Source organism: Kribbella aluminosa, from assembly GCF_017876295.1.
Lineage (GTDB): Bacteria > Actinomycetota > Actinomycetes > Propionibacteriales > Kribbellaceae > Kribbella > Kribbella aluminosa.
The window spans coordinates 109582-133517 of record NZ_JAGINT010000002.1; the positions used below are offsets into that span (position 1 = coordinate 109582).

Below are 23936 nucleotides of genomic sequence, written 5' to 3' on the forward strand. Positions count from 1 at the left end.
ACTCGCGTCAGGTAACCAGGAGTTGCAGCAGGCCTCCGGAGTACGTCGGGCGTAGGACGGCTTCCACTCGGACGTGCTGTGCCCGGACTGGTTTGAACGACGTGGTGTTGAGCTCATCGGCCGCCACGTCGTACGGCGTGGTGTTGTCGGCCGGTCGCCACGTCTCTCCGTCCAGCCACAGCACCCGCCACGACTGCGGTACGCGGCACTGGCCGGAGCCGGTGTCGTCGTACCAGTACGCCGACACGCTCGACAGCTCACGTACCGCGCGCAGGTCGTACTCGATCCACTCCGTCGTCCCGCGCCGGTCCCACCACGTGAAGCGCGGAATCGACGTGTCTGCGGAGGATTCCGGCGTACGGCCGGAGTCGGGCGCCTCGAGCGAGTCGCCGTAGTTCACGTGCGACGCGGTGATCCGGGTTCGGTAGAACCACTCCCCGCCCTGTGCGGACACCTGCGGGAACGACGTGACCCGCAGCCGAGCCGCCCCCATCGGTATGAGGGTCACCGTCTCCACAGGCTGCTCTGAAAGCGCAGGGCTCTGCTGGAGCAGCCCGACGACGTCCTCGGTGTCCGTCTCCCACTGCGGGATCCGTTGGGCCTGTGTGGTGAGTGCTAGCGGTACGCCGTCCTGTGTGAACGGGTTGTCGCCGCCGCCCCGTCGTACCAGGTCAAAGGACGCACCCGCGACGAGGCCGTAGTTCCACGGGGATTCTGGGTAAACGGACAGCTCCGGCCACGCCTCTGTCCCGCCGATGCGCTCGTACCGCTCGTCGATCTGCAGCGAGTAGGTCAGCGGGCCACGGTCGACGGACACCGAGTCGTGGTTGTCGTTCCAGACACGGGTAGTGGTGCGCATCGGCAGCTTCAGCTCTACGCGGTCACCCGGATGCCAGGTGCGCTCCACCTTCATCCAGTCGCCAGTTGTGCGCACGTGCTCCCCGTTGACCTTCACCGACGCGTCATGCGCCCAACCGGGACGCCTTAGATAGAAGGGGAATCGCACCGGCCGCGGTGTCTGCACCGTGAACGTGATGGTGTCCGAGAACGGATACTCCGTGTCCTGTACGACGGACACGGTCTCACCCGTCCCTACAGTCGCGGTCACCTTGCTGGCGGCGTACATCGACGCAGCGAGACCGTTGTCAGTAGTCGCCAGCCACAGCTCCTGCACGTAGTACGGCCAGCCCATGCCGTAGTTGTGCGGGCAGCACCTGTACTGGTGTACGCCGTACTTGTAAGAGCCCATCGGGAACGCGTTCTGGAACTGCCCGTGCTTCGGCTGGTCGTCGAGCTGCACGCTGTTCGCACAGGTGATGTAGTGCATCACTTGCTGCTGCGGGTCGTACGACGCCGGCAACGAGTTGAACGCGAGCTCCTCGCACCTGTCCGTCCAAGCAACGTCACCTGTGAACCGGGTGAGCAGCTCGAAGCTGTGCATCAGCTCCACGATCCCGCACGTCTCGAACCCCTGCCGCGGGTCACCGAATCCAGGACGTGAGTTCTCGTCGCCGGCGTACCCACCGCCCGGGAACTGCCCGTACAGACCCATCACCGTCGCATAGTTCCGGTACGTCGCCTCCCGGTGCTTGACGTCTCCGGACAGCAGCCAGTACTGCAACGGCTCCCGGAACCCCTGCGCCAGGTTGACGTTGTGCCACGTGGGGATGCCGTTCACGTAGTCCGCCGACCCGTGGTGCATCTTGGTCACCAGGTCGAGCAGCCACTGCTCACCGGTGCGGTTGTAGAGCCAGTACGCACTGTCGATGTTGTCGCCCCAGCGGAACGCACCCCACGACCGGTTGAACACCTCCGGCGGCTGCGTGTTCTGGAACCGCAAGTACTTCGTCATGAACGGAACGACCCGCTCGTCACCGGAGTACTCGTACCAGGACCGGAATGCCGCCAGCAGCGGCATGCCCGGCCAGAAGTCCGGGCCGTTCTCCAACGAGGTCCGCAACCGCTCCGGACCGAACCACCCGTCGGCTGCTTGGGTGGCGAGGATGCCGTCCATCCACCGCTGTGTCCTGGTCAGTACGCCGGTGTCGCCGGTCACGTAGCCGAGGTCGCCGAACCCGCGCAGCCAGTACGGCAACTCCTCCCACGCACCCAGCGCCGGGTCGACCCAGCCGTTGGTGTCGTAGACCAGGAAGTCCGAGATCTCGTCGTACCGGCCGCACAGCCCGTTGACCTGCAGCTCGAGCTGCTGCGCGAGCCAGCCGCGGGGCTCGATCGCGCCGGGTGGGAGCTTCTGGAACGGGACAGGTCGCAGCGGAGCACGTTGCGGGACGTAGTGCCCGCCACGGCCCGCCGGCGGTGCCGTGGGCGGTGCCGCGGGCTGACCGGGACGGGCGGCGTCGGCGGAAGCCGGATCGAGGGCAGTCACGGCTGCCGCCGCGGCGAGAGAGACACCAAGGAAGTCACGTCGGGGCATTCCTTCGGGGGTGGTTTCGGGCATGGGTGCGCCTTTCGGGTGACGGGGGCGGACATCACACCGACGGAAAAACGGCACACGTTTTCCGTCGTTGACAACGTAGGTCTCAGCTAGGCTTCGACGCAAGATGGAAAGACCGAGAGGAATCACCGGATGAGACCGCCGGCAGTGCGAATGGTGGATGTCGCCGCGCTCGCGGGGGTGTCCGCGGGGACCGCGTCCAAGGCGCTCAACAACACCGGCCAGCTGAGCCAGGAAACCCGTGACCGGGTCCGGCAGGCCGCCGAGAGGCTCGGGTTCACGCCCGACAGCCGGGGCCGCGCGCTCTCCTCCGGCCGCACGTACACGGTCGCGCTGCTGACCACCGACAGCACCGGCCGCTTCAGCATCCCGATCATGCGCGGCGTCGAGGACGTGCTCAGCGCCGGCGAACTGGCCACCGTCCTGTGCGACACCCGGGACGACCCGCTGCGTGAGCTGACGTACCTGCGCTCGATGGTCGCCCGCGGCGTCGACGGCTTCGTCGTCACGGGCCGCCGTACCGAGCCGCGGCGGCCGATCGACGTACCGATCCCGGTCGTCTACGCGCTCGCCGCCTCCAGCAACCCGTCCGACGCCTCGGTGATCGTCGACGACGCGGGCGGTGCGGCGGCCGCCATCACCCATCTGCTGGGCCTCGGCCGGCAGCGGATCGCCCACATCACCGGCCCGCCCAACCACCGCTCGGCCACGGCCCGCGCCGAGGCGGTGGTCAGCACCGCGGGTGACACCCTCTGCCTCGAGCCGTTGTACGGCGAGTGGAGCGAACGTTGGGGGCGCCAAGCAACAGACGTGGTACTGCGTCAGCGCCCGGACGCGATCAGCTGCGGCAGCGACCAGATCGCCCGCGGCGTCTGCGACCGCCTCCGCGAGCTCGGCCACTCGGTCCCGGAGGACATCGCGGTCACCGGCTACGACAACTGGTCGGTGATGGCACTGGCGAGCCGCCCGCCGCTCACCACCGTCGACCCCTGTCTCGAGGACCTCGGCCGCCGGGCCGCGACGCTGCTGCTCAAGGCGATCGCCGGCAAGCGACACCGCGGCGTACTGGAACTCCCGGCCCGGCTGATCACCCGCGAGTCGACGCTAGGTCCTGCCTGGTAGTCCAGCGCCGTCGCGAGGAGGTGCTCGGTGCGGTAGCTCGGCGTGCGGGGGCGAGGTGCCGTGCCGAGTGCCCCGCAGTAGGCGATGGACTACCAGGCAGGGCCTAGGAGCCTGAGCCCCGGCGGTCGTCCCGGCGGGGGCGGGACGCCCAGCGGTACGCGAAGAACACCCAGGCGAGCGCGGGCAACCCGAAGATCGCCGCCACGATCTCCCGCCCGAACACCAGGAACAGCAACCCGGCCAGCGCGAACGGCAACGCCATCCACACCGCGCCGATGAACGCTGCCCACCGCCACTTCCCCGGCGTCCGCGGCGCGGGTTTGTACAGCGAAGGCGTCGGCAGGCCCGCGAAGATCGGGATCAGGTCGCCGTGCGTGACCGCGTCGTTCAGCAGGTCCACCCGGCGGTGCAGCTCGTCCTCGTCCAGCCGCCCGACCGCGAACTGCTCGGCCAGGTCGTCCGTACAGATGTGCCGCTCCTCGTCGGTGAGGCGGATGTTCACCATCCGCCGCCGAGCCGCAACCTCCCGTGCCTCCTGCCCGGGCCGCCGTCGCGTACCCGATCAGGTCGGCCGGTTTCACCGGTCGCCGCTCAGCCATCCGCCTCACCTCACACTCGTCCCTCAGAGTGTGCCATCCAGGTGGTTACTCCAGCTCAGTTCAGCGCGGCCGGCAGCGTCGCGGTCCACGCGGTCCGGAGCTCGGCCAGCGGGATCTCGAACTGGTCCTGGACGTCCAGAGTGTCGCCGGTGATCACGCCGACCTTCGCGTGCGGGAAGCGGCGCGCGGTGCACATGTCGGTGAACCGCACCTCCTCCGTGCGCGGTACGGCGACGATCGCCCGCCCGGCCGACTCCGCGAACAGGAACAGGAACGGGTCCAGCCCGTCCGGCGCCCACACCCGCGCGCCGACCTCGCCGCGCAGCGCGGACTCGACCAGCGTCTGCGCGACACCGCCGTCGCTGACGTCGTGCGCCGCGTCGATCAGGCCGTCCCGGGACGCGTTGATCAGGATGTCGGCGAGCTGCTTCTCCGCCTCCAGGTCCACCGCGGGCGGCCGCCCGCCGAGATGCCCGTGCACGACATGCGCCCACTCGGACCCGGACAGCTCGTCCTCCGTCGTACCCAGCAGGTACAGCTGGTGGCCCTCCATCTCCGGCGTGAACCCGATCGGCGTCCGCCGGGTCACGTCGTCGATCACGCCGAGGACACCGACCACCGGGGTCGGCAGGATCGGGGTCTCGCCGGTCTGGTTGTAGAACGACACGTTCCCGCCGGTGACCGGCATGCCGAGCTCCTTGCACGCGTCGACCAGGCCGCGGATGGCCTCGACGAACTGCCACATCACGGCCGGGTCCTCGGGCGAGCCGAAGTTCAGGCAGTCGGTGACCGCGACCGGGCGGGCTCCGGTGGTCGCTACGTTCCGGTACGACTCGGCGAGCGCCAGCTTGGCGCCGGTGTACGGGTCGAGCTTGGCGAACCGGCCGTTGCAGTCGGTGGACACCGCGACACCGAGGCCGCTGGTCTCGTCGACCCGGATCATGCCGCTGTCCTCGGGCTGCGCGAGCACCGAGTTGCCGAGCACGTAGCGGTCGTACTGGTCCGTCACCCAGGACTTGTCGCACAGGTTGGGAGACGCCACCAACCGCAGCAGCGTGTCCCGTAGCTCGGCACCACTGCTTGCCCGCGGCAACTTCTCCGCGCCGTCCGCCTGCAGCTCGTCCTGCCACTCCGGACGGGAGTACGGACGCTCGTAGACGGGCCCCTCGTGCGCGACGGTCCGCGGCGGTACCTCGACCACCCGCTCGCCGTGCCAGTCGATCTCCAGCCGGCCGGTGCCGGTGACCTCGCCGATCACGTCCGCCTGCACGTCCCACTTGGCGCAGATCTTCAGGAACGCCTCGACGTTCTCCGGCGTGACGACCGCCATCATCCGTTCCTGCGACTCGCTCATCAGGATCTCTTCCGGCGCGAGCGACGCGTCCCGGAGCGGCACCTTGTCCAGCGAGACGTGCATGCCGCCGTCGCCGGCGCTGGCCAGCTCCGACGTCGCGCAGGACAGGCCCGCGCCGCCGAGGTCCTGGATGCCCTCGACCACGCCGCCCTGGAAGAGCTCGAGCGTGCACTCGATCAGCAGCTTCTCCATGAACGGGTCGCCCACCTGGACGGCCGGCCGCTTGGTCGGGCCGCCGTCCGCGAAGGTCTCCGAGGCCAGCACGGACACGCCGCCGATCCCGTCGCCGCCGGTCTTCGCGCCGTACAGGATGATCTGGTTGCCGAGACCGGTCGCGTTCGCGAGGTGCAGGTCCTCGTGCCGCATGACGCCGATGCAGAGCGCGTTCACCAGCGGGTTCCCGGCGTACGTCGGGTCGAAGACGACCTCGCCGCCGACGTTCGGCAGGCCGAGGCTGTTGCCGTACCCGCCGACGCCGGACACGATCCCCGGCAGCACGCGCTTGGTGTCCGGCGCGTCCAGCGGGCCGAACCGCAGCGGGTCCATCACCGCGACCGGGCGGGCGCCCATCGCGAGGATGTCGCGGACGATGCCGCCGACCCCGGTCGCCGCGCCCTGGTACGGCTCGACGTACGACGGGTGGTTGTGCGACTCGACCTTGAACGTGACGGCGTACCCCTCGCCGATGTCGATGACGCCCGCGTTCTCGCCGATGCCGGCCAGCATCTTCCCGGCCGGCGTCTCCTGCGGGATCTCACCGAAGCGCTTCAGGTGCACCTTGGAGGACTTGTACGAGCAGTGCTCGCTCCACATCACCGAGTACATCGCGAGCTCGCAGCTGGTTGGGCGCCGGCCCAGGATGTCCCGGATCCGCTGGTACTCGTCCGGCTTCAGCCCGAGCTCAGCCCACGGCTGCTCGACCTCAGGCGTGTTGGTGGCGTTGCTGACGGTGTCGGTGGACACGTTAGGACTCCTGCACTAGGTGGGACTCACGTGAAACGGTAGCTGGCTGGTGGGAGGCCAGGAGGTGGGCCACCAGGATCGGTACGGCGAAACCGCCCATGATCGCGGGCAGGGCGACGCCCGCGTCGTTGAGCAGCATGCCGACGATGCCGCAGACGGACAGCGCCAGCAGGGTCGGGCGGACCATCGGGCTGCTGCGGTAGAAGTCGCGGTACGCCTGCGAGGGAACGCGGTCCGGGAACACGGTGGCGAACACGCACAGCAGCACCGCGATCAGCATCGCCCAGCCGGCCGGCCCGCTGAAGAACATCACGGCCATCTGCAGCTTGCGGATGAACACGTCGTCGACGTCACCCTCGAGCATCCGGGCGAAGAACGTCCCGAAGTGCGTGCGCTGGTCCAGCGGCCGCAGGTAGTCGAGGTACGCGACGGCCATCACGGCCAGCACGCTGGCCAGGCCGACAGCGATCAGTGCGCGCAGTGACAGGGTGCCGCGCCAGGTCAGCCAGGCCATCAGCAGCACCGCCGGCATGAGCGCCAGGATGCCCCCGAAGTCGGTGCCCCAGCCCGGCTTGCCGTCCACGATGATCGCGGCGCCGCCGACGACCAGTACAGCGGCCGCGGCCTGCACCTTGTTCTTGTCGAGCAGCCTGTGCGCGGCCCACCCGGCCGTGACGAGCGCCCCGACGCCCAGCGCCGCGAACGTCGAGTTGCCGAAGCCGTAGAACCGCCCGCCGATCACGGGCCCGTCGGCGTACATGCTGCCGAGCTGCATGGGCGTCCCGAGTACGCCGTCGACGAGCAGCAGCAGGTACGTCGCCACCGCGAGGCCGAAGTACGCGTACTGCTTCAGCAGCGCCTGGGCGAGGACCGCGGACAGGACGCTGATGCCGATCGTCACGGCGTACAAGGAGAACCCAGGGGCAGGCCAGCGCCACCAGACGGCGGCCTGTGCCAGGAAGACCGCGATGTAGAACCCGCCCTGCACCAGCAGCGTGAAGATCGCGGCGTGGCGGGACGCCGGCGAGCGGCTTGCCAGGAACCAGATCAGGGCGAGTACTTCGGCGCCGACGATCGTCAGGGCTACGAAGAACAGCGTCGGGCGGGGCTGCTCGTACCGCTGGTTCGCGTCCAGGCGGTCCTCGATCACCGTCGCCGCGTCGGTGTGGAGCTTGCCGGTGAAATGGATCGCACTGCCGTCCAGCGGCGCCGTTTCGTCGGAGCCCGCCGGGGTCACGGTGGCCGGGGTGCGACCCTTCAGGATGGTCGCGGTGAGGTCGGTCAGCTGGATCAGGCCTGGGCGCCGGGTGCTGTCGCTGGTCAGCCAGCGCGTCCCGTTGTCCGGCGGCAACTGCATCGCGACCAAGGTCTGCTTGCGCGCGTTCACGTCTTCCTGGCTCACGCCCACCAGCAGGACCCAGCCGCCTGCGGCGCGTGCCTGGGCGACGAGATCCGCGACCTTCTGCCGGGCCTCGGGCCGGCCTTCGCGCAGTGGCAGCGCGCCGGCGTCGACGATCGCGTCGCCGCAGTCCGTCTTCGCCAGCCGGGACGGGTCGAACGTAGGCTGCCAGTTGGCGACGGAGCCGTCGGTCTTGGCGAGGGCGATCGCGGCCCCCGGGCCGAAGCCGCAGATCGGGTAGCCGGTCTGGCCGAGGCGGCCGATCGGGGCGCCCGTGTGGTGCTCGGCCTGGCGGTCGACGTACGTCTGCCAGCCGGCCACCTTGCCGTCGGTCACCGCGGGCAGGTCACCACACGGCTGGTCCGGCACGTTTCCCCAGGCCCGTGTCCCCGCGCTGATCGTCGACCAGCCGTCGATCGGACACGTGTGCGGCCCGGCGGTCTTGACCGAGATCGACCCCACATGCGCCTGATCCACCAACGCAGTCAGCTCCGGCGAAGCCTTCACGTCGTCCCAGGTCAGGCCCGGTACCCCGATCACCACGACCTTCGCGAACAGACTCGCGGGCGCAGCGGTGGCCGGCTCGACGGTTGCTCCGACGACGGTAGCCGCGGTTGCGGCAACGAGCGCCGCCGCGCGGAGGAGTGCGCGCATCGCCCCCGACCGCGCCATCAGCCGGCGACGACGGCCTTCAGCACCGAGGTGAAGAAGCCCAGGCCGTCCGTGGTCGGGCCGGTGAGTGTCTCGACGGCGTGCTCCGGGTGCGGCATCAGGCCGACCACGTTGCCGCGCTCGTTGGTGACGCCCGCGATGTCGCGGTAGGAACCGTTCGGGTTGCCGAGGTACCGCGCCACCACGCGACCCTCGCCCTCCAGCCGGTCCAGCGTCGCCTCGTCCGCGACGTACGAACCGTCCTGGTTCTTCAGCACGATGGTGATCTCGTGGTTCGCGTCGTAGTCGCTGGTCCACGCGGTGCGGTTGTTCTCGATCCGCAGCGGCTGGTCCCTGCAGACGAACTTGCGGTGGTGGTTCTTGATCAGCGCACCGGGCAGCAGATGCGACTCGCACAGCACCTGGAAGCCGTTGCAGATGCCGAGCACCGGCATCCCCTGGCCGGCCTTCGCGATGATCGTCTCCATCACCGGCGCGAACCGGGAGATCGCACCGGCGCGCAGGTAGTCGCCGTACGAGAACCCGCCGGGCAGCACGACCGCGTCCACTCCGTGCAGGTCCGCGTCGCCGTGCCAGAGCGCGACCGCCTCGGCACCGGCCACCGCGGCCGCCCGCCGGGCGTCGGCGTCGTCGAGCGACCCGGGGAAGGTCACGACCCCGATCTTCATCGGGCCCCTGCCCCTTCACTGCCCTCGACGTGCAGCGTGTAGTCCTCGATCACCGGGTTGGCCAGCAGGGTATCCGCGGCCTTCCGGATCTCGGCGACCCGCTCCTCGGTCGCCTCACCGTCCAGGGTGATCTCGAAGCGCTTTCCCTGCCGGACATCGGCCACGCCGTCGAAGCCGAGCCGGCCGAACGCGCCGTGCACCGCCTTGCCCTGCGGGTCGAGGATCTCGGGCTTGAGCATGACGTCGACGACAACGCGAGCCACTGACTACTCCAGGTTCGTTGCGGGCTGACGCCTGAATCCTACCGACCGCGGCGCGGAACTCCCGCATCCGGACTACTCACTGAGTACATACACGCAATGTATAGTTCTGGCCATGGCCACTGCGGAGCTCGTCCTGGGGCTGCTGTCGGCCGGGCCGGCGCACGGGTACGACGTGAAGCGCGGCCACGACGCCTGGTTCCCGGACAGCCGCCCGCTGGCGTTCGGCCAGGTGTACACGACGCTCGGCCGGCTGGAGCGGGACGGGCTGGTCGAGGTCGTCGACAAGACCTCCGGCGGCGGCCCGGACCGGACCGTCTACGCGCTCACCGCGAAGGGCCGCGACCACCTCACGGACTGGCTGAACGACCCGGTCCCACCGGCCTGGGGCAGCGCCGACGAGGTACTGCGGAAGCTCGTGGCCGCGATCCGTACCGGCGGCGACGCGGCGGGGTTCCTGGCCCGGCAGCGCGCCAGCCATCTGCGCCGGATCCGGGAGCTGCGTGAGACCCCGGCCGACGACGACCCGACCTCACCACTGGTCCGGGAGTACATCGTGGCCCACCTGGACGCCGACCTGCGCTGGCTGGACAGCGCGCTGGACCGCATCGCCGAGCAGAGGGGGACTCGCTGATGAACGCGTTGGAACTGGACAAGGTCGAGTACTCGTACCGTCGCAACGCTGCGCTCCGCGGCGTCAGCCTGCAGCTCGAACCGGGAGAGGTCGTGGCGGTGACCGGCGCCAGCGGCTGTGGCAAGTCCACCCTCCTGCACTGCGCGGCGGGCATCCTGACACCCGACGTGGGCGCCGTCCAGGTCGACGGTCAGGACCTGGCTGAGCTGGCGGAAGCGGATCGCGCGGCCCTCCGGCGTACGAAGATCGGCATAGTGCTGCAGTTCGGACAACTCGTACCCGACCTGCCGCTCGTCGACAACGTGGCGCTGCCGCTACTGCTGGGGGGACATGAACGTGGTGAGGCACGTGTGTCCGCGATGAACTGGTTGGAGCAGGTGGGCATCGCAGACGACGCTGACGCCGTACCGGCCGAGGTGTCCGGTGGCCAGACCCAACGTGCTGCCGTAGCGCGCGCCCTGATCACGGGGCCCTCCGTCGTACTCGCAGACGAGCCAACGGGCAGCCTGGACAGCCGCGCCGGTCAGGCGCTCCTCGACGTACTGCTGAAGGCTGCCCGGTATCGCGGGGCCGCGTTGCTGATGGTGACGCACGACAACCTCGTGGCTGCGTCGGCCGACCGTGAGATCAGGCTGCGGGACGGGCTGATCCAGCATGAGGTCGCGCTCTGATGACGCTCGAGACCCTTGTCCAGCTGGCTCGCTCACGGACCCCCGCCGACCGCGGCCGGGTCCAGCTCGCCACTGCGGCCCTGGCACTCAGCGGGGCAGTCCTGCTCGGTGCACTGCGCATCACCCGTCTTGGCAAGGACCCGCTGAGCGAAGGGATCTACAGCAACTACATCGCAGAGCCTGGGCTCCGGTCCGGTCTGATAGCGATCCTCGTCATCCTGGCTGTCCTGACCGGTGGCCTGGCGGTCCAGGCGTTGCGGCTGGGTACTGCGGCGCGCGAACGGCGGCTGTCCGCGCTCCGGCTCGCGGGAGCTTCACGGACGCAGCTACGACAGCTCACCGTGGCCGACGCGGCCATGGCAGGTCTGGCGGGCGGCCTGATCGCAGGACCGACGTACCTGCTGCTCAGCCTGCTCTTCGGTGCCCTACCGCGGATGGCCCGAGTCCTACCTGGCGCTGAGGTGCTGGACGCGGTCTTGTGGCTCCCGGTCATCGCGCTGACCACGGCGGGCGGTGCTGTCATCGGCAGCCTGCTGCACCGCGACGGGTCGGCTCACGAGCCACAACCCGTCACACACCGCCGTACGGGCCTCATCGCCGGCCCTGTACTACTCCTGCTCGGGCTGTTCTCCGCGCAATACCTGGGGTACGGCGGATCCACGGTCGTGCTGGCCGGTGCGGCGCTGTTCTTCCTCGGCTCGTCGACGGTCTGGATCGGCTGGCTGGGGCGGCGGATGCGGCGCTCGGGTGACCCGGCGGACCTCCTCGCCGGTGTGCGTCTGCTCGCCGACGGACGGCCCTCATCCCGGATGAGCGTGCTGCTGGGCGGTTGCGGGTTCCTGATCGGCAACCTGGCGAGCGGGATCGAGAGCGTGCTCGGTGACCAGGACACGGCGGCGGGCAGCGGGACGTTCTACACCACCGGCTTCGGGCTCGCGATCGTCGGCCTGCTGATCGTCGTACTGACCGCGATGGCCGCGCTGTTCGTCGGCGTCGCGGACCAACTGGTCGACCAGCGGCGGCAGTTCGCCAGCCTGACCGCGCTCGGCGTGGACCTGCCGTTCCTGCGCGTCGTCGTCCGCCGGCAACTGACCGCCGTCGCCGCGCCGGCGCTCGCGGTCGGCCTGCTGATCGGCACCCTGATCGGCTCCGACCGCGTCGCCGGCGGCGCGTTCGACCCGGTCGTAGTGATCCTTGCGGTGTTCCTGGCCGCCGCCGGCTGGCTGTTCGGCCAGCTCGGCGGCACGGTCGCCGGTTTCCTGCTTCGCAACCAACTCCGGGACGCACTCGATCCCGAGAACCTGAGGGCGGCCTGATGAGCACAATCCCACTGGCAGTCCGCCCGGCGTTGCTGCTCGGTGTACCGAACCGGATCACGCTGGTCCGGACCATGATCGCGATGGCGGTCGCCACCTACGCGTTCCGTACCGGCGACCTGACCTGGCTGGTGGTCGGGTACTTCTCGTACTGGTTCGGCGACAGCCTCGACGGCTGGGTGGCTCGCCGGCGGAACGAGGAGTCGCTGTCCGGCGCGGTGTTCGACATCGTCTGCGACCGGGCGTGCTCGTTCCTGCTCGCGGCGGCGTTCATGGCGACGTACCCGGCGACCATCGGGCCGCTGGCGATCTACCTGGTCCAGTTCGGCGTACTGGACACGATGCTGACGTTCTCGTTCCTGCTCTGGCCGTGGATGCTCAGCCCGAACTACTTCTACAAGGTCGACAGGCCGATCTTCCTGTGGAACTGGTCCAAGCCCGCCAAGGCGATGAACACCGGGGCCGTGGTGATCTCGCTGATCGTGGCCGGCCAGACCGGTGCGCAGTGGCTGCCGTACACGATCGCGGTCGGGGCGCTGGTGGTGAAGGTCGTCTCGTCGTACCGCCTGATCACGATTCTCTGCGGCCGCCGGGAGGCCGCCCCGGGCGAGGCACGATGACGGGGTGGACCCTGGTCCACCCCTGGAAGGGGGCCTGAGTTCCGTGGCTACGGCCGGGATGACGCTTAGCCTCGGAGGTATGTGGGCCTGGCAACTGGTACTCGCGGTGGGCTTCGGGATCGGGTCCGCCGTCGTACCGTTCATGAACGCGGAGGCGTACGTCCTCGCGCTCGGCGCCACCCACGCCCTGAACCCGGTGGTCGCCGCGGTCGGGGTCACGATCGGCCAGACCATCGGCAAGGTCGCGATGTTCCTCGCCGTCCGGCACCGGCCCGGGTACGCCGCCCGCAAGACCAGGAAGGAGCCCAAGCCGGTCAACCTCGACACCCGCTGGGGCCGTTTCGTGCAGTGGAACCGCGACCTCAGCAAGCGGCTCCTGGACGCGATGAGCGACAGCCGCTGGGGTGTCCCGGTCACCCTGCTGAGCGCTTTCGTCGGCGTCCCCCCGCTGTACGGCGTGGCGCTGATCGGCGGCGCCTCCCGGATGCGGACCGTGGTCTTCGCCGCCTCCGTACTACTCGGCCGCGGCGCCCGCTTCGTGCTGCTCGCGCTCGGCGTGAGTATGTTCTAGAACTTCCGCCCGGTGAGCTGCTCGTAGGCGCCGATGTACGCCGACCTCGTCCGCTCGATCACCTCGTCGGACAGCGGCGGCGGGGCCTCGCCGGAGGTGCGGTCCCAGCCGGACTCGAACTGCAACCAGTCCCGCACGATCTGCTTGTCGTACGACGGCTGCTGCTTACCCGGCGCCCACTGGCCGGCCGGCCAGAACCGGCTCGAGTCCGGCGTCAGCACCTCGTCGGCCAGCACGATCGTGCCGTCCGCGCGGGCGCCGTACTCGAACTTCGTGTCGGCCAAGAGGATCCCACGCTCCTCGGCCATCGCGCGGGCCCTCGTGTAGACGTCCAGGGTGGTGCTCCGGAGCGCTTCCGCCACGTCCGCGCCGACGGTCTGGACGACCACGTCGTACGAGACGTTCTCGTCGTGCTCGCCGAGCTCGGCCTTGGTGGCCGGCGTGAAGATCGGGGTATCCAGGCGGGAGCCCTCGACCAGGCCGCTCGGCAGCGGGATCCCGCAGACCGCGCCGGTCGCGTTGTAGTCCACCAGGCCGGACCCGCTCAGGTACCCGCGGGCCACGCACTCCACCGGGAACATCGCGAGCTTCTCGCACACCACGGCGCGACCGGCGACCTCGGCCGGTACGTCGGTGGAGACGATGTGGTTCGGCACGTCGAGCTGCTCGAACCACCACAGGCTCATCGCGGTGAGCACCTTGCCCTTGTCCGGGATCGGCGTCTCCAGGATCCAGTCGAACGCACTCATCCGGTCGCTCGCCACCATCAGCAGGTCGCCGGACTCCAGCTCGTACAGATCGCGGACCTTGCCGGAGTGGATGTGCTTCGCACCAGGAATCTCAGGGGCCTGTGGAGGTGTGGTCACACGGGGATTGTTCCATCCGGCCCCGAAGTGCGGACGTGCAGCACTGACCAACCTCCGCTCAAACCGCGCCGCGGGCGGCAGCTGAGCGGGCACCCTCGCCGTCTCGGAGAGTTGGTGAGTGTTGCAGGTCCGCTCCTAGTGCTTCCGGAGCGCGAGGAGCTTCCCGCCGAGGGTGAAGGCGGCCTCGCGGAGCGTGCAGACGAGCGGGTTCTCGGTCTGGGCGAAGCGGCCGAGGGCGCGGGAGCGTTTCACCAGCTTGGTCGTGGCGGGGCGGCGTTCGGCGTCGTACGCCGTCAATGCTTTGTGCAGGTTGGCGCTGCTGAGGTGCCGGCCCAGCGCGCCGGCGTCCTCGATCGCGGAGCAGGCGCCGCGGCCGAGGTTCGGCGTCATCGCGTGCGCCGCGTCGCCGAGCAGCACCACCCGGCCCTGCGCGAACGGCACCAGCGGCAGCGTCAGGTCGTAGATGTCGTTCTGCAGGATCTTCTCGCTGCCGGCGATCAGCCGCGGGATCGGGTCGTGCCAGCCCTCGAACACGGTCGGCTCGCTCGTCGTCCCGGCCGGCTGGTTCGCGGTCCCGTACCAGTAGAACCGCCCGTCGATCAGCCGCGCGAACCCGAACAGTTGCCCACGGCCCCAGGTCTCCCCGACGCCGTCGTGGAGTTCGACGTCCGCGATCCCGCGGTACGCCGTGAAACCGGAGTACCGAGGTCCGACGTACTGCGGGTACAGGGCGCCGCGTACCACGCTGCGGATCCCGTCCGCGGCGACCAGGAGCTCCGCCCGCAGCTCGCCGTTGACCGTGACCCCCTCGGCATCCTGCTCGACCGCCGTCACGTCGTACCCCGTCCGCACGGTCACCGCGCCCACGTCCATACCAAATGGTTTGGTATGGACCGGGCGGTCGAACTCGGCCGTGATCAGGTCGTGCAGCTGCGCGCGGTGGATCATCACCGGGATCTCCACGCCCAGCTCGGCGGCGCTCACCACCCAGCGGCCGTCGGGCTTGCGCATCCCGGCCGGCCTGGACGGCACCGACGCCTTCTCGACACCCTTCACCCCGAGCTCCTCGAGCACGGCGACCGCCGACGGCCAGACCGAGATCCCGGCTCCCACCTCACCCAGCTCCGGAGCGCGTTCCAGCACCGTGACCTGCCACCCGCACCGTTGCAGCGCGACGGCAGCGGTGACCCCTCCGATACCCGCTCCGACCACGATCGCCGTACTCATGCCCCGGACTCTACATCTGTAGAGTCCGGCTGGGAAGTGCGAGACTGTCCGGCGTGACAGGGCCTCGGACAGCGCTACGGGGGGCGGATCGGCAGGATGCGATCGCGGACGCCGCGATTCATCTGGTCGCCACCCGGGGGCTGCGCGGGCTCACGCATCGGGCCGTGGACACCGAGGCGGGGCTGCCGCCGGGGTCCACGTCGTACTACCTGCGGACCCGGAACGCGCTGCTGACCGCCTGCGTACGGCGGATGCTCGCGCGGGACGTCACCGGGATGCCGCCGCCCGGAGCGGATCCGGTCGAGCTGATGGTCGCGATGACAGCCGGGCTCGCACAGAACCGGCCGGACGATCTGGTCGCGCGGTACGAGCTGTCGCTGGAGGCGAGCCGTCAGCCGGAACTGCGGGCCGCGATCGACGAGGGCGGGCGGCAGCTGCGGTCGATGCTGGCGCAGTTGCTCGACGGGCTCGGCGTACCCGATCCGGAAGGGGCGGCGTGGCCGGTCGCCGCGATGCTCGACGGGTTGATGTACGACCGGGTCGCGGGAACCGGGGCGACGCTGACGCCGGCGGCGTTCGAGGACGCCGTACGACGGTCCGTGACGGCGCTGCTCGCCGGACTCAGAGACGGTCCGTGACGGCTACGAACGTGAAGTAGCAGACGCCGAGCAGCATGCCGACGTGGCCGAGCACGGACAGTCCCGCACCGGAACCCCAGGAATCACTCTGCGTGTCCTCGGAGTGCTTGCCGCCGCTCGGCAACCAGCGGGTCAGCAGCAACAGTCCGACGACGGTCAGCAACCACCAGCCGGCCAGCATCGCCAGCGCGATCTCCCGTCGACCGATGACCAGGGCAACGACCCAGCCGACCAGCGTGACGACGCCGACGATCGTGTGCAGCCGCAGCAGGATGGCCGAATACCCGTGCCGCCCGGCACCGTGACCGGTGCCGTCGACAACAGTCCCGCCGAGCCGGACGCGCGTGATCAGTACGACGACCGCCCCGAGCGCGGTCAGGAACCAGGTGACGTTCGACCATTCCACGACCCGATCCATACCCCACCCAGCCCCCCGACGAACCCTCCCCCCACCCCTCTCCCGCTCAACTTTGAGAACCCACCAACCAGGATTCAGCGCCCGGAACGGTTGGTGGGTACACAAAGTTGCCGCACGACGGGACACCCGGCGGGCCGAGTGTCCGCTCGTGGCGCGCCGGGCTGGTCTGGTTCGGGCGAGAGTTCAGTTCGTCTGCGTCTGACCTTGGGTGCCTTGCTGAGTTCCGTTCCCCGGCACCGTCCCTTGCCCGCTCCCGTTCCCCTGCCCGGTCCCGTTCCCCTGCCCGGTCCCGTTCCCCTGCCCGGTCCCGTTCTGGCCGGTCCCGTTCTGGCCGGTCCCGTTCTGGCCGGTCCCGTTCTGGCCGGTGCCGTTCTGGCCGGTGCCGTTCTGGCCGGTGCCGTTCTGGCGGGTGCCGTTGCCATTTCCGAAGCCCTGGCCGTTGCCTGGGAAACCTCCGCGACCACCACCAGCCCCACCGAGCTGGCCCTGCTGGTTACTGCTCCCGCCCCACGAGTGCCCGACAGCCATGCCACCCAGGAACGCCAACACCGCAAGAACCGACCCAGCCCCAGCCAGCATCAAGTTGCTCGGCCGCTTCCGCCCAGCCACCTCCTCAGGCACCCCGGCCTGCTGCCCGGCGCCCAGCTGCTGGCCCGCGCCTGGCTGGGGTGCTGCGCTCGGGTGCTGGGCCGTGCCTGGTTGGGGTGCTGCGGCTGGGTGGGCCGTGGGTGGCTGGGGTGTTCTGGCTGCCTGGAATTGGGCTTCTGGGGACTGCTTCATATTCATGCTCCTGTTCCGGTGGAGAGGTCGTAGACGGTGGTGCTGCCGACGGTCTGGGACTTGAAGTTCTGGCTCACCCAGCTGGCGATCTGGCTCGACGTACCGTCACTTCCACCGCGCCCGCCGAATCCGCCACCGAAGCCGCCACCGCTGCCGATGAAGTAATGGATCTTGCCCTGGGCAACCAGTTCCTTGAACTCGGACAGTGATGGCGCCGGGTCGGTCCCGTTGAACCCGCCGATCGCCATGATCGGCTCGCCGGACGCGATCTGCACCGGCGCGGCACCGTTCGCGGTCACCGCCGCGGCGGCCCACGTGAACCCCTTCGCGCCCTGCTGCAGCAGCGTCACCAGCTCACTCGACACCCCACTGGTCCCGCCACCGCCAAGGAATCCACCCATCCCGCCGCGCCCGCCAGTCCCGGTCCCGGGCTGCGTCCTACCGGTGCCGGGCTGCGTCGTACCTGTCCCGGGCTGCGTCGTACCCGTCCCGGGCTGCGTCGTACCGGTGCCGGGCTGCGTCGTACCAGTCTGACCGGGCGGCATCCCGCCGCCCATCCGGCCACCGAATCCACCCCGGAATCCACCCATCCCGCCGCCCGCCGGCCCCGCGGACGGCAGTGCCCCGGTGTGCGCCGAGCTGATCGTCGACAGCGAGTACGCCGTCGGCCCGGCCAGCGCACTCACGGCGAGCACCGCCGCCGTGAACATCCCGGCCCGCCGAGCCGCCGTACGGTGCAACTTCAACTCCGGCAGCAGCATCAACAGCCCGGCCGCGAGTACGCCGGCGAACAGCACCGTCCAGCGCAACCACGGCTGCCACGACGGCGTCTGCTTCAGCAGCGCGAAGCTCCACCCGGCCGTCAGCAGGATCCCACCAGCGAGCGTTACCCGCGGCAACCATTCGGCGCGGCGCTTCCAGAGCACCGACATCGCGGCCGCGATCACCGCCCCGATCGCCGGCGCCAGCGCGATCATGTAGTAACTGTGGATGATGCCCTGCATGTAGCTGAACACCAGCCCGGTGACAACCAGCCACCCGCCCCACAGCACCGCGAACGCCCGCTTCCGGTCGGTCCGCGGAGCCTTGCCCGCGGCAACGATCAGTACGACGGTCGCGATCAGCGCCGCCGGCAGCAGCCAGGCGATCTGCGACGCGAACTCACCACCGAACAACCGCTGTACGCCGGTCGCGCCGCCCCAGCCGGGGTTGCCGACGCCACCGCCGACGGACCCGGTCTCGTTGCCGCTCAACCGGCCGAGACCGTTGTACCCGAGTGTCAGCTCGAGAATGCTGTTCGTCGACGACCCCCCGATGTACGGCCGCGCCGACGCCGGCAGCAGCTCGACGACAGCGACCCACCACCCGGCGCTGACGATCAACGACACGGTCGCCAGCACGAGATGCAGGAGCCGCTTGCCCAGCGCGGGCTTGCCGGCCAGCAGGTACGCGAGACCAAACGCCGGCAGGATCAGGAACGCCTGCAGCATCTTGGTCAGGAACCCGAACCCGACCAGCGCACCGGCCAGCATCATCCAGCGCGCCGCGTGCTTGGTCGAGTCGATCGCCCGCGTCACCGCCCACGCACCGGCGCAGAGCAGCAGGATCAGCAGCGCGTCCGGGTTGTTGAACCGGAACATCAGCACCGCGACCGGCGTCAGCGCGAGGATCGCCCCGGCGAGCAGGCCGGCGTTCGCGGAGAACCAGCGCCGGACCGACACGTACACGAACCCGACACTCGCGACGCCCATCAGCGCCTGGGGCACCAGCATGCTCCAGCTGTTGAAGCCGAAGATCCGCCCGGACAGCCCCATCACCCACAGCGAGCCCGGCGTCTTGTCGACGGTGATGAAGCTCGAGGAGTCGAGCGACCCGAAGAACCACGCCTTCCAGCTCTTCGACCCGGCCTGCACGGCGGCCGCGTAGTACTCGTTCGCGTAGCCGTTCTTGGACAGACCCCACAGGTACGCGATCGCCGTCAGCGCCAGCAGGCCGCCGTACAGGATCTTGTCGCGGCTCAGGGTGTACTGCGTACTGATCGCGCGCGGCCGCGTCGCCTCGACGGGGTCAGTCAGCGTGGTCATCAATTGCTCCGGGTTTGGTTGAGAACCGGTTGGGGTTCGAGGGCGGGCAAAGTAGGCGCGTCGTCGTCGAACACCCACGTCTGGAAGAGGCTGAACCGGACCACGGTCGCGGCCAGGTTCGCGAGGGTCAGCACGGTGATCTCCACCGTCTGGTGCGGCGTGGTGACCGCGGTGTGCAACAGCCACAACGACGCCGCGGTCAGGCTCCAGCCGATCCCGAACGCCACCAGGCCGCGCAGCTGATGCCGCCACCGGCCTTCGACGCCGCGGACCCCGAAGGTGATCCGCCGGTTCAGCGTGGTGTTGCCGATCGCGGTGATCAGCAGCGACAGCAGGTTCGCCACCTGGGCCGGCATGCCCTGCCGCAGGATCAGGTAGATCAGCGCGTACGCCGCGGTGCTCAGTACGCCGATCGCGCAGAACCGCAGCACCCGGGCCGCGAACGCCGTCCGCGGATCGAGGATGCGCGGCCGCCCGTACTTCTGCCGGACCGGCTCCAGGTCGACACGACCCCGCCCCACATCACGCGTCAGCCGGGCGATCCCCCGCAGGTCCTCGCCCACCGTCTTCGCGATCGCCACCCGGGAGTCCAGGTCGTCGATCCAGTCCACCGGTACTTCGTGGATCCGCAGCCCGGCCTTCTCGGCCAGCACCAGCAGCTCGGTGTCGAAGAACCAGCTGGTGTCCTGGACCAGCGGCAACAGCTCCCGCGCGACGTCGGCGCGGATCGCCTTGAAGCCGCATTGCGCGTCCGAGAAGTGCGCGCTGAGCGTTGCCCGCAGCAACAGGTTGTACGAGCGCGAGATGAACTCCCGCTTCGGCCGCCGGACCACCCGGGAGCTCTTCGCCAACCGGGTGCCGATGGCAACGTCACTGTGCCCGGCGAGCAGCGGCGCGACCAGCGGCAGCAGGGCGTTCAGGTTGGTGGACAGGTCGACGTCCATGTACGCGAGCACCTCGGCGGTGCTCGCGGACCAGACCTGTTTCAGCGCGCGGCCGCGCCCGGACTGCTCGAGCCGGACGACCCGGACGCCGGGCAGTTCGCTCGCGAGCAGCATGCCGATCTCATATGTCGCGTCCGTACTTCCGTTGTCCGCGATGCAGACCTCGGCCGGAAACGGGAAGGCGGTGTCGAGGAACTCACGGAGCCGCCTGATGTTCGGGCCGAGGTCGTTTTCCTCGTTCTTGACGGGTACGACGATCTCGACCCGAGGCTGACCTGGAATCTCCATGTCACCGATGCTGTCCGGTGAACCTGAGCCAGCCCCTGCGTGTGGCTGGCAGTTTCCTGGCAGTTACCGGGTGCGACGAAGCCAGAGCAGGCCGAGCACGGGCAGCACCAGCGGCACGAACCCGTACCCCTGACCGAAGTGCGACCACACAGTCGCGTCCGGGAAGTCGTCCGGTACGGCGCAGCTGAACGCGCCGACCCCGACCACCCCGACGAGCTCGACCGCGATCGCCGCCGTCGCGACCTTGCGGGACACCGTCGTCGCCTTGGCCAGCGCGAACGTCGCCGCGCAGTAGATGACCGCGGCAACGGCCGACAACAGGTACGCGATCGGGGCGTCGCCGAACTTGGTCGCGATCTGTACGCCGGCCCGCGCGGTCGCGGCCAGCGCGAAGATGCCGTACACCGCGATCAGGATCCGCCCGGGCCCGTGCCTGGTGGCCGCCGGATCGCTCATCTCAGGCCGTCCACACGTCGTGCAGCCGGAGCTCGAGGATCGGTATGACGACGCAGGCGATCGCCAGCGCACCGGCGCCCCAGCGGCTGCTCTCGGCCAGCGCCCAGAACGCGCCGATCGGCAGGATGAGCAGCGACCCGATCAGGTACCCGATGAAGAACGGCCCGGACACGTCGCGATGGGTACCGCTGAACTGCACGATCCCGACGACCAGCTGCGCGAGCAGCCCGACCTCGACGACGCCGAGAACCCCAAGCACCGGCCAGTCGATCCGCTTGTTCCGCGCGGCCAGCACGACGGCGTACACCATCGCTGCCAGCGACAAGGCGACGAGAATCCAGGTGAGCGGTGCGAACACGGATTAGAGGATGTCACCCGGGGTGTAGGCGGCTGCCTCCGGGTGGCGCTTGGCGAGCTCGTCGATCTGGGCGACCACCGCGCCGACCTGGGCGACGGCCGCGCCGGTGAAGGACAGCGGCTCGCCGACGATGCCCACGATCTGCTCCTCCGTGAGGCCGAGGCGGCCGTCGGTGCCGAGGCGGTGGAAGAGGTCGTTCGCGGCGAGGCCCTTGCGGAGGTCGAGCGCGGTGGCGACCGCGTGCTCCTTGATCACCTCGTGCGCGGTCTCCCGGCCGACACCGTTCTTCACCGCGGCCATCAGCACCTTGGTGGTGGTCAGGAACGGCAGGTACCGCTCCAGCTCGCGCGCGACGACCGCCGGGTACACCCCGAACTCGTCGAGCACGGTCAGGAACGTCTCGAACAGCCCGTCCAGCGCGAAGAACGCGTCCGGCAGCGCGACCCGCCGTACGACGGAACAGAAGACGTCGCCCTCGTTCCACTGGTTGCCGGCCAGCTCGCCCGTCATCGAGGCGTACCCGCGGAGGATGACCGTCAGGCCGTTGACCCGCTCACAGGACCGGGTGTTCATCTTGTGCGGCATCGCCGAGGACCCGACCTGGCCCTCCTTGAACCCTTCGGTGACCAGCTCGTGCCCGGCCATCAGCCGGATCGTGGTCGCCAGGCTCGACGGCCCCGCGGCCAGCTGCACCAGCGCGGACACGACCTCGTAGTCGAGGGACCGCGGGTACACCTGTCCGACGCTGGTCAGCGTGTGGCTGAACCCGAGGTGCTGGGCGATCGTGGTCTCCAGCGTGGCGAGCTTCTCCGCGTCCCCGCCGAACAGGTCCAGCATGTCCTGCGACGTACCCACCGGGCCCTTGACGCCACGCAGCGGGTACCGCTCGATCAGCTCCTCGATCCGCGCGATCGCGACCAGCAGCTCGTCCGCGGCGGACGCGAACCGCTTGCCCAGCGTGGTCGCCTGCGCGGCCACGTTGTGCGATCGCCCGGTCAGCACCAGCGACGCATGGTCCGCGGCCAGCTGACCGAGCCGTACGACGGTGGCCACCGCGCGGTCCCGCACCAGCTCGAGGCCGGCGCGGATCTGCAGCTGCTCCACGTTCTCGGTCAGGTCACGGCTCGTCATCCCCTTGTGGATGTGCTCGTGCCCGGCGAGCGCGCTGAACTCCTCGATCCGCGCCTTCACGTCGTGCCGCGTGACCCGCTCACGCTCGGCGATCGAGGCCAGGTCGACCTGGTCGATCACCCGCTCGTAGTCCTCGACCACGCCGTCCGGAACCGGCACGCCGAGCGCGCTCTGGGCCTTCAGTACGGCGACCCAGAGCTTCCGCTCGAGCACGATCTTGTGCTCCGGCGACCACAGCTCCGCCATCGAGACACTGGCGTAGCGCGCGGCGAGAACGTTGGGGATCCGGGGTTTGGTCACGAACCCCATTCTCCCAGACGGCGACTACTTGACGGTCACCAGACTGCAGAGCCGGGCACCCGACAGCGTGCAGACCTGGTACGAGCCGGCCGGCAGGTCCTTCGGCAGGGCCAGCGTGAACGGGCCGGTGCCGGAGTACGACGGCATCGCGACGCCCATCTCACCGGTCATCGGGATCGCGTACGGCGCGGCCGAACCGACCTTGGCCACCAGCGTGTACAGCGACTTGTCCGGCTGCGAGACCGAGGACAGCGAGAACGCGGCGCCGCGGGCCACCTTGTCGGGAAGCCCCGCCACGAACTGGGCGCCGGCCGCCACCGTCGTCGTGCGCATCGCCAGCGGGCCGACGATCTTCGGCAGCTGCTGCGCGGTCGGGTGCGACTCGACCTTCGGCGGCACGACCGCGTTGGTCGGAACCGGGCTACCGGCCACCGGTGCGTTGTTAGAAGCCGGGCGGAGCGTAGGGATGATGGCAACTGCCGCGACCACCGCGGCTGCTCCGATCACAGTCAGGCCGGCGGTCCGGCGGCGCTTGCGGGTCCGGGCCGAGACCAGGACCGACTCGAAGTCCCCGGTGGACTCGGCGGCGCGGCGGTCGGCCAGCGCCTGCAGGTCTTCCTGCAGCTCAGGCATGGTCGTCACTCCTCAACAGCAAAGATTCGGACAGGGCGTCCCGGGCGCGGGAGAGGCGCGACTTGACCGTGCCTTCCGCGATCCCGAGCATGTCCGCCACCTGAGCCACGCTCAGGTCGCAGACGTAATGGAGGACGACGACCTGACGGGTCGGCATCGGCAGGCCGGCGAGAGCCTGCTCGAGGTCGCCCGAATATCCGTCGGCATGGTCCGGGACGTGCTCCGCGGGCAGCCGGTGGAACAGCTGACTGACCCGGTTGCCGTCCCGGTGCTTGTTCGCCGCCAGCCGCATCGCGACCAGCCGCACCCAGGCCTCCGGAGAGTCGTACCGCGACACCTTCTCCCAGCGGGGCACCAACCGGACGAACGCCTCTTGCACGACGTCCTCGGCCTCGGCGCGCGACCCGGTCAGCAGCGAGACGACACCCACCAGCCGCGGCTGGTGGGCGCTGTAGAACTCCCGCAGCCCCTCGGTCTCCATACCCACCTACACCCCCGACCCACCGATC

24 protein-coding genes are annotated in these 23936 nt (G+C 69.7%); 7 read left to right on the forward strand and 17 right to left on the reverse strand.

Translation table 11 applies throughout. The features are described from left to right. Window positions 1–7: 7 nt before the first annotated feature. Window positions 8–2458, reverse strand: a complete 2451-nt coding sequence (locus JOF29_RS21790; protein WP_245359366.1) for a beta-L-arabinofuranosidase domain-containing protein — start codon at window positions 2456–2458, stop codon at window positions 8–10. Between the two features lie 129 nt (window positions 2459–2587). Here JOF29_RS21790 and JOF29_RS21795 point away from each other — a divergent pair, with 129 nt between their 5' ends. After that, window positions 2588–3577: a LacI family DNA-binding transcriptional regulator gene (locus JOF29_RS21795; RefSeq protein WP_209696341.1), complete on the forward strand. Its 990-nt coding sequence runs from the start codon at window positions 2588–2590 to the stop codon at window positions 3575–3577. Between the two features lie 103 nt (window positions 3578–3680). Here JOF29_RS21795 and JOF29_RS21800 read toward each other — a convergent pair whose 3' ends face one another. The 5 genes from JOF29_RS21800 to purS all read right to left on the reverse strand — a co-directional run bounded on the left by JOF29_RS21800 (window position 3681) and on the right by purS (window position 9495). Next, complete coding sequence (locus JOF29_RS21800; protein WP_245359367.1) at window positions 3681–4082, reverse strand: DUF1707 SHOCT-like domain-containing protein; 402 nt, start codon at window positions 4080–4082, stop codon at window positions 3681–3683. 149 nt (window positions 4083–4231) lie between these two features. Beyond that, window positions 4232–6493 carry a phosphoribosylformylglycinamidine synthase subunit PurL gene (gene purL, locus JOF29_RS21805; RefSeq protein ID WP_209696342.1) on the reverse strand — a complete coding sequence of 754 codons (2262 nt, stop codon included), beginning with the start codon at window positions 6491–6493 and terminating at the stop codon, window positions 4232–4234. A gap of 1 nt (window position 6494) precedes the next feature. Continuing rightward, window positions 6495–8546 carry a hypothetical protein gene (locus tag JOF29_RS21810; RefSeq protein ID WP_209696343.1) on the reverse strand — a complete coding sequence of 684 codons (2052 nt, stop codon included), beginning with the start codon at window positions 8544–8546 and terminating at the stop codon, window positions 6495–6497. A gap of 17 nt (window positions 8547–8563) precedes the next feature. Next, complete coding sequence (gene purQ, locus JOF29_RS21815; RefSeq protein ID WP_209696344.1) at window positions 8564–9232, reverse strand: phosphoribosylformylglycinamidine synthase subunit PurQ; 669 nt, start codon at window positions 9230–9232, stop codon at window positions 8564–8566. Next, window positions 9229–9495, reverse strand: coding sequence for a phosphoribosylformylglycinamidine synthase subunit PurS (gene purS / locus JOF29_RS21820; RefSeq protein WP_209696345.1), 267 nt, complete (start codon window positions 9493–9495; stop codon window positions 9229–9231). The genes purQ and purS overlap by 4 nt, the downstream gene beginning before the upstream one ends. Window positions 9496–9607: 112 nt before the next feature. Here purS and JOF29_RS21825 point away from each other — a divergent pair, with 112 nt between their 5' ends. From JOF29_RS21825 to JOF29_RS21845, 5 genes are all read left to right on the forward strand, one after another. After that, window positions 9608–10126: a PadR family transcriptional regulator gene (locus JOF29_RS21825; protein WP_209696346.1), complete on the forward strand. Its 519-nt coding sequence runs from the start codon at window positions 9608–9610 to the stop codon at window positions 10124–10126. Beyond that, window positions 10126–10797 (forward strand): ABC transporter ATP-binding protein, encoded by a 672-nt coding sequence (locus JOF29_RS21830; RefSeq protein ID WP_209696347.1) that lies wholly within the window; start codon window positions 10126–10128, stop codon window positions 10795–10797. Before JOF29_RS21825 ends, JOF29_RS21830 begins: the two co-directional genes overlap by 1 nt. Beyond that, window positions 10797–12113 carry a hypothetical protein gene (locus JOF29_RS21835; protein WP_209696348.1) on the forward strand — a complete coding sequence of 439 codons (1317 nt, stop codon included), beginning with the start codon at window positions 10797–10799 and terminating at the stop codon, window positions 12111–12113. Before JOF29_RS21830 ends, JOF29_RS21835 begins: the two co-directional genes overlap by 1 nt. Then, the gene (locus JOF29_RS21840) at window positions 12113–12733 is read left to right on the forward strand and encodes a CDP-alcohol phosphatidyltransferase family protein (protein WP_209696349.1); all 621 of its coding nucleotides are present in this window, start codon (window positions 12113–12115) and stop codon (window positions 12731–12733) included. Before JOF29_RS21835 ends, JOF29_RS21840 begins: the two co-directional genes overlap by 1 nt. Before the next feature lie 79 nt (window positions 12734–12812). Continuing rightward, a complete protein-coding gene (locus JOF29_RS21845; protein WP_209696350.1) occupies window positions 12813–13304 on the forward strand; it encodes a hypothetical protein in 492 nt (163 codons plus the stop codon). Here the strand turns inward: JOF29_RS21845 and JOF29_RS21850 are convergent. Both JOF29_RS21850 and JOF29_RS21855 read right to left on the reverse strand, forming a co-directional pair. Beyond that, window positions 13301–14170, reverse strand: a complete 870-nt coding sequence (locus tag JOF29_RS21850) for a phosphoribosylaminoimidazolesuccinocarboxamide synthase (RefSeq protein ID WP_209696351.1) — start codon at window positions 14168–14170, stop codon at window positions 13301–13303. The genes JOF29_RS21845 and JOF29_RS21850 overlap by 4 nt on opposite strands. 135 nt (window positions 14171–14305) lie before the next feature. Then, window positions 14306–15397 carry an FAD-dependent monooxygenase gene (locus JOF29_RS21855; RefSeq protein WP_209696352.1) on the reverse strand — a complete coding sequence of 364 codons (1092 nt, stop codon included), beginning with the start codon at window positions 15395–15397 and terminating at the stop codon, window positions 14306–14308. Between the two features lie 53 nt (window positions 15398–15450). Here JOF29_RS21855 and JOF29_RS45475 point away from each other — a divergent pair, with 53 nt between their 5' ends. Then, window positions 15451–16035, forward strand: coding sequence for a TetR/AcrR family transcriptional regulator (locus tag JOF29_RS45475; RefSeq protein ID WP_209696353.1), 585 nt, complete (start codon window positions 15451–15453; stop codon window positions 16033–16035). Here JOF29_RS45475 and JOF29_RS21865 read toward each other — a convergent pair. The 9 genes from JOF29_RS21865 to JOF29_RS21905 form a co-directional block, all read right to left on the reverse strand. Continuing rightward, window positions 16019–16453 carry a hypothetical protein gene (locus tag JOF29_RS21865; protein WP_209696354.1) on the reverse strand — a complete coding sequence of 145 codons (435 nt, stop codon included), beginning with the start codon at window positions 16451–16453 and terminating at the stop codon, window positions 16019–16021. The two genes, JOF29_RS45475 and JOF29_RS21865, sit on opposite strands and share 17 nt — an antisense overlap. Before the next feature lie 183 nt (window positions 16454–16636). Further along, on the reverse strand, window positions 16637–16981 hold the full coding sequence (locus JOF29_RS21870) for a hypothetical protein (protein WP_209696355.1): 345 nt from the start codon (window positions 16979–16981) through the stop codon (window positions 16637–16639). A gap of 254 nt (window positions 16982–17235) precedes the next feature. Continuing rightward, the gene (locus JOF29_RS21875; protein WP_209696356.1) at window positions 17236–19317 is read right to left on the reverse strand and encodes a glycosyltransferase family 39 protein; all 2082 of its coding nucleotides are present in this window, start codon (window positions 19315–19317) and stop codon (window positions 17236–17238) included. Next, entirely contained in the window at window positions 19317–20549 is a 1233-nt protein-coding gene (locus JOF29_RS21880) for a bifunctional glycosyltransferase family 2/GtrA family protein (RefSeq protein WP_209696357.1), read from the reverse strand. Before JOF29_RS21880 ends, JOF29_RS21875 begins: the two co-directional genes overlap by 1 nt. 63 nt (window positions 20550–20612) lie before the next feature. Next, a complete protein-coding gene (locus JOF29_RS21885; RefSeq protein WP_209696358.1) occupies window positions 20613–21005 on the reverse strand; it encodes a hypothetical protein in 393 nt (130 codons plus the stop codon). 1 nt (window position 21006) lies between these two features. Beyond that, window positions 21007–21363, reverse strand: a complete 357-nt coding sequence (locus JOF29_RS21890) for a hypothetical protein (protein WP_209696359.1) — start codon at window positions 21361–21363, stop codon at window positions 21007–21009. Window positions 21364–21366: 3 nt separating this feature from the next. After that, entirely contained in the window at window positions 21367–22794 is a 1428-nt protein-coding gene (gene purB / locus JOF29_RS21895) for an adenylosuccinate lyase (RefSeq protein WP_372446338.1), read from the reverse strand. 24 nt (window positions 22795–22818) lie between these two features. Further along, window positions 22819–23427 (reverse strand): hypothetical protein, encoded by a 609-nt coding sequence (locus JOF29_RS21900; protein WP_209696361.1) that lies wholly within the window; start codon window positions 23425–23427, stop codon window positions 22819–22821. Continuing rightward, window positions 23420–23908, reverse strand: coding sequence for a SigE family RNA polymerase sigma factor (locus JOF29_RS21905; protein WP_209696362.1), 489 nt, complete (start codon window positions 23906–23908; stop codon window positions 23420–23422). The genes JOF29_RS21900 and JOF29_RS21905 overlap by 8 nt, the downstream gene beginning before the upstream one ends. Window positions 23909–23936: the final 28 nt, after the last annotated feature.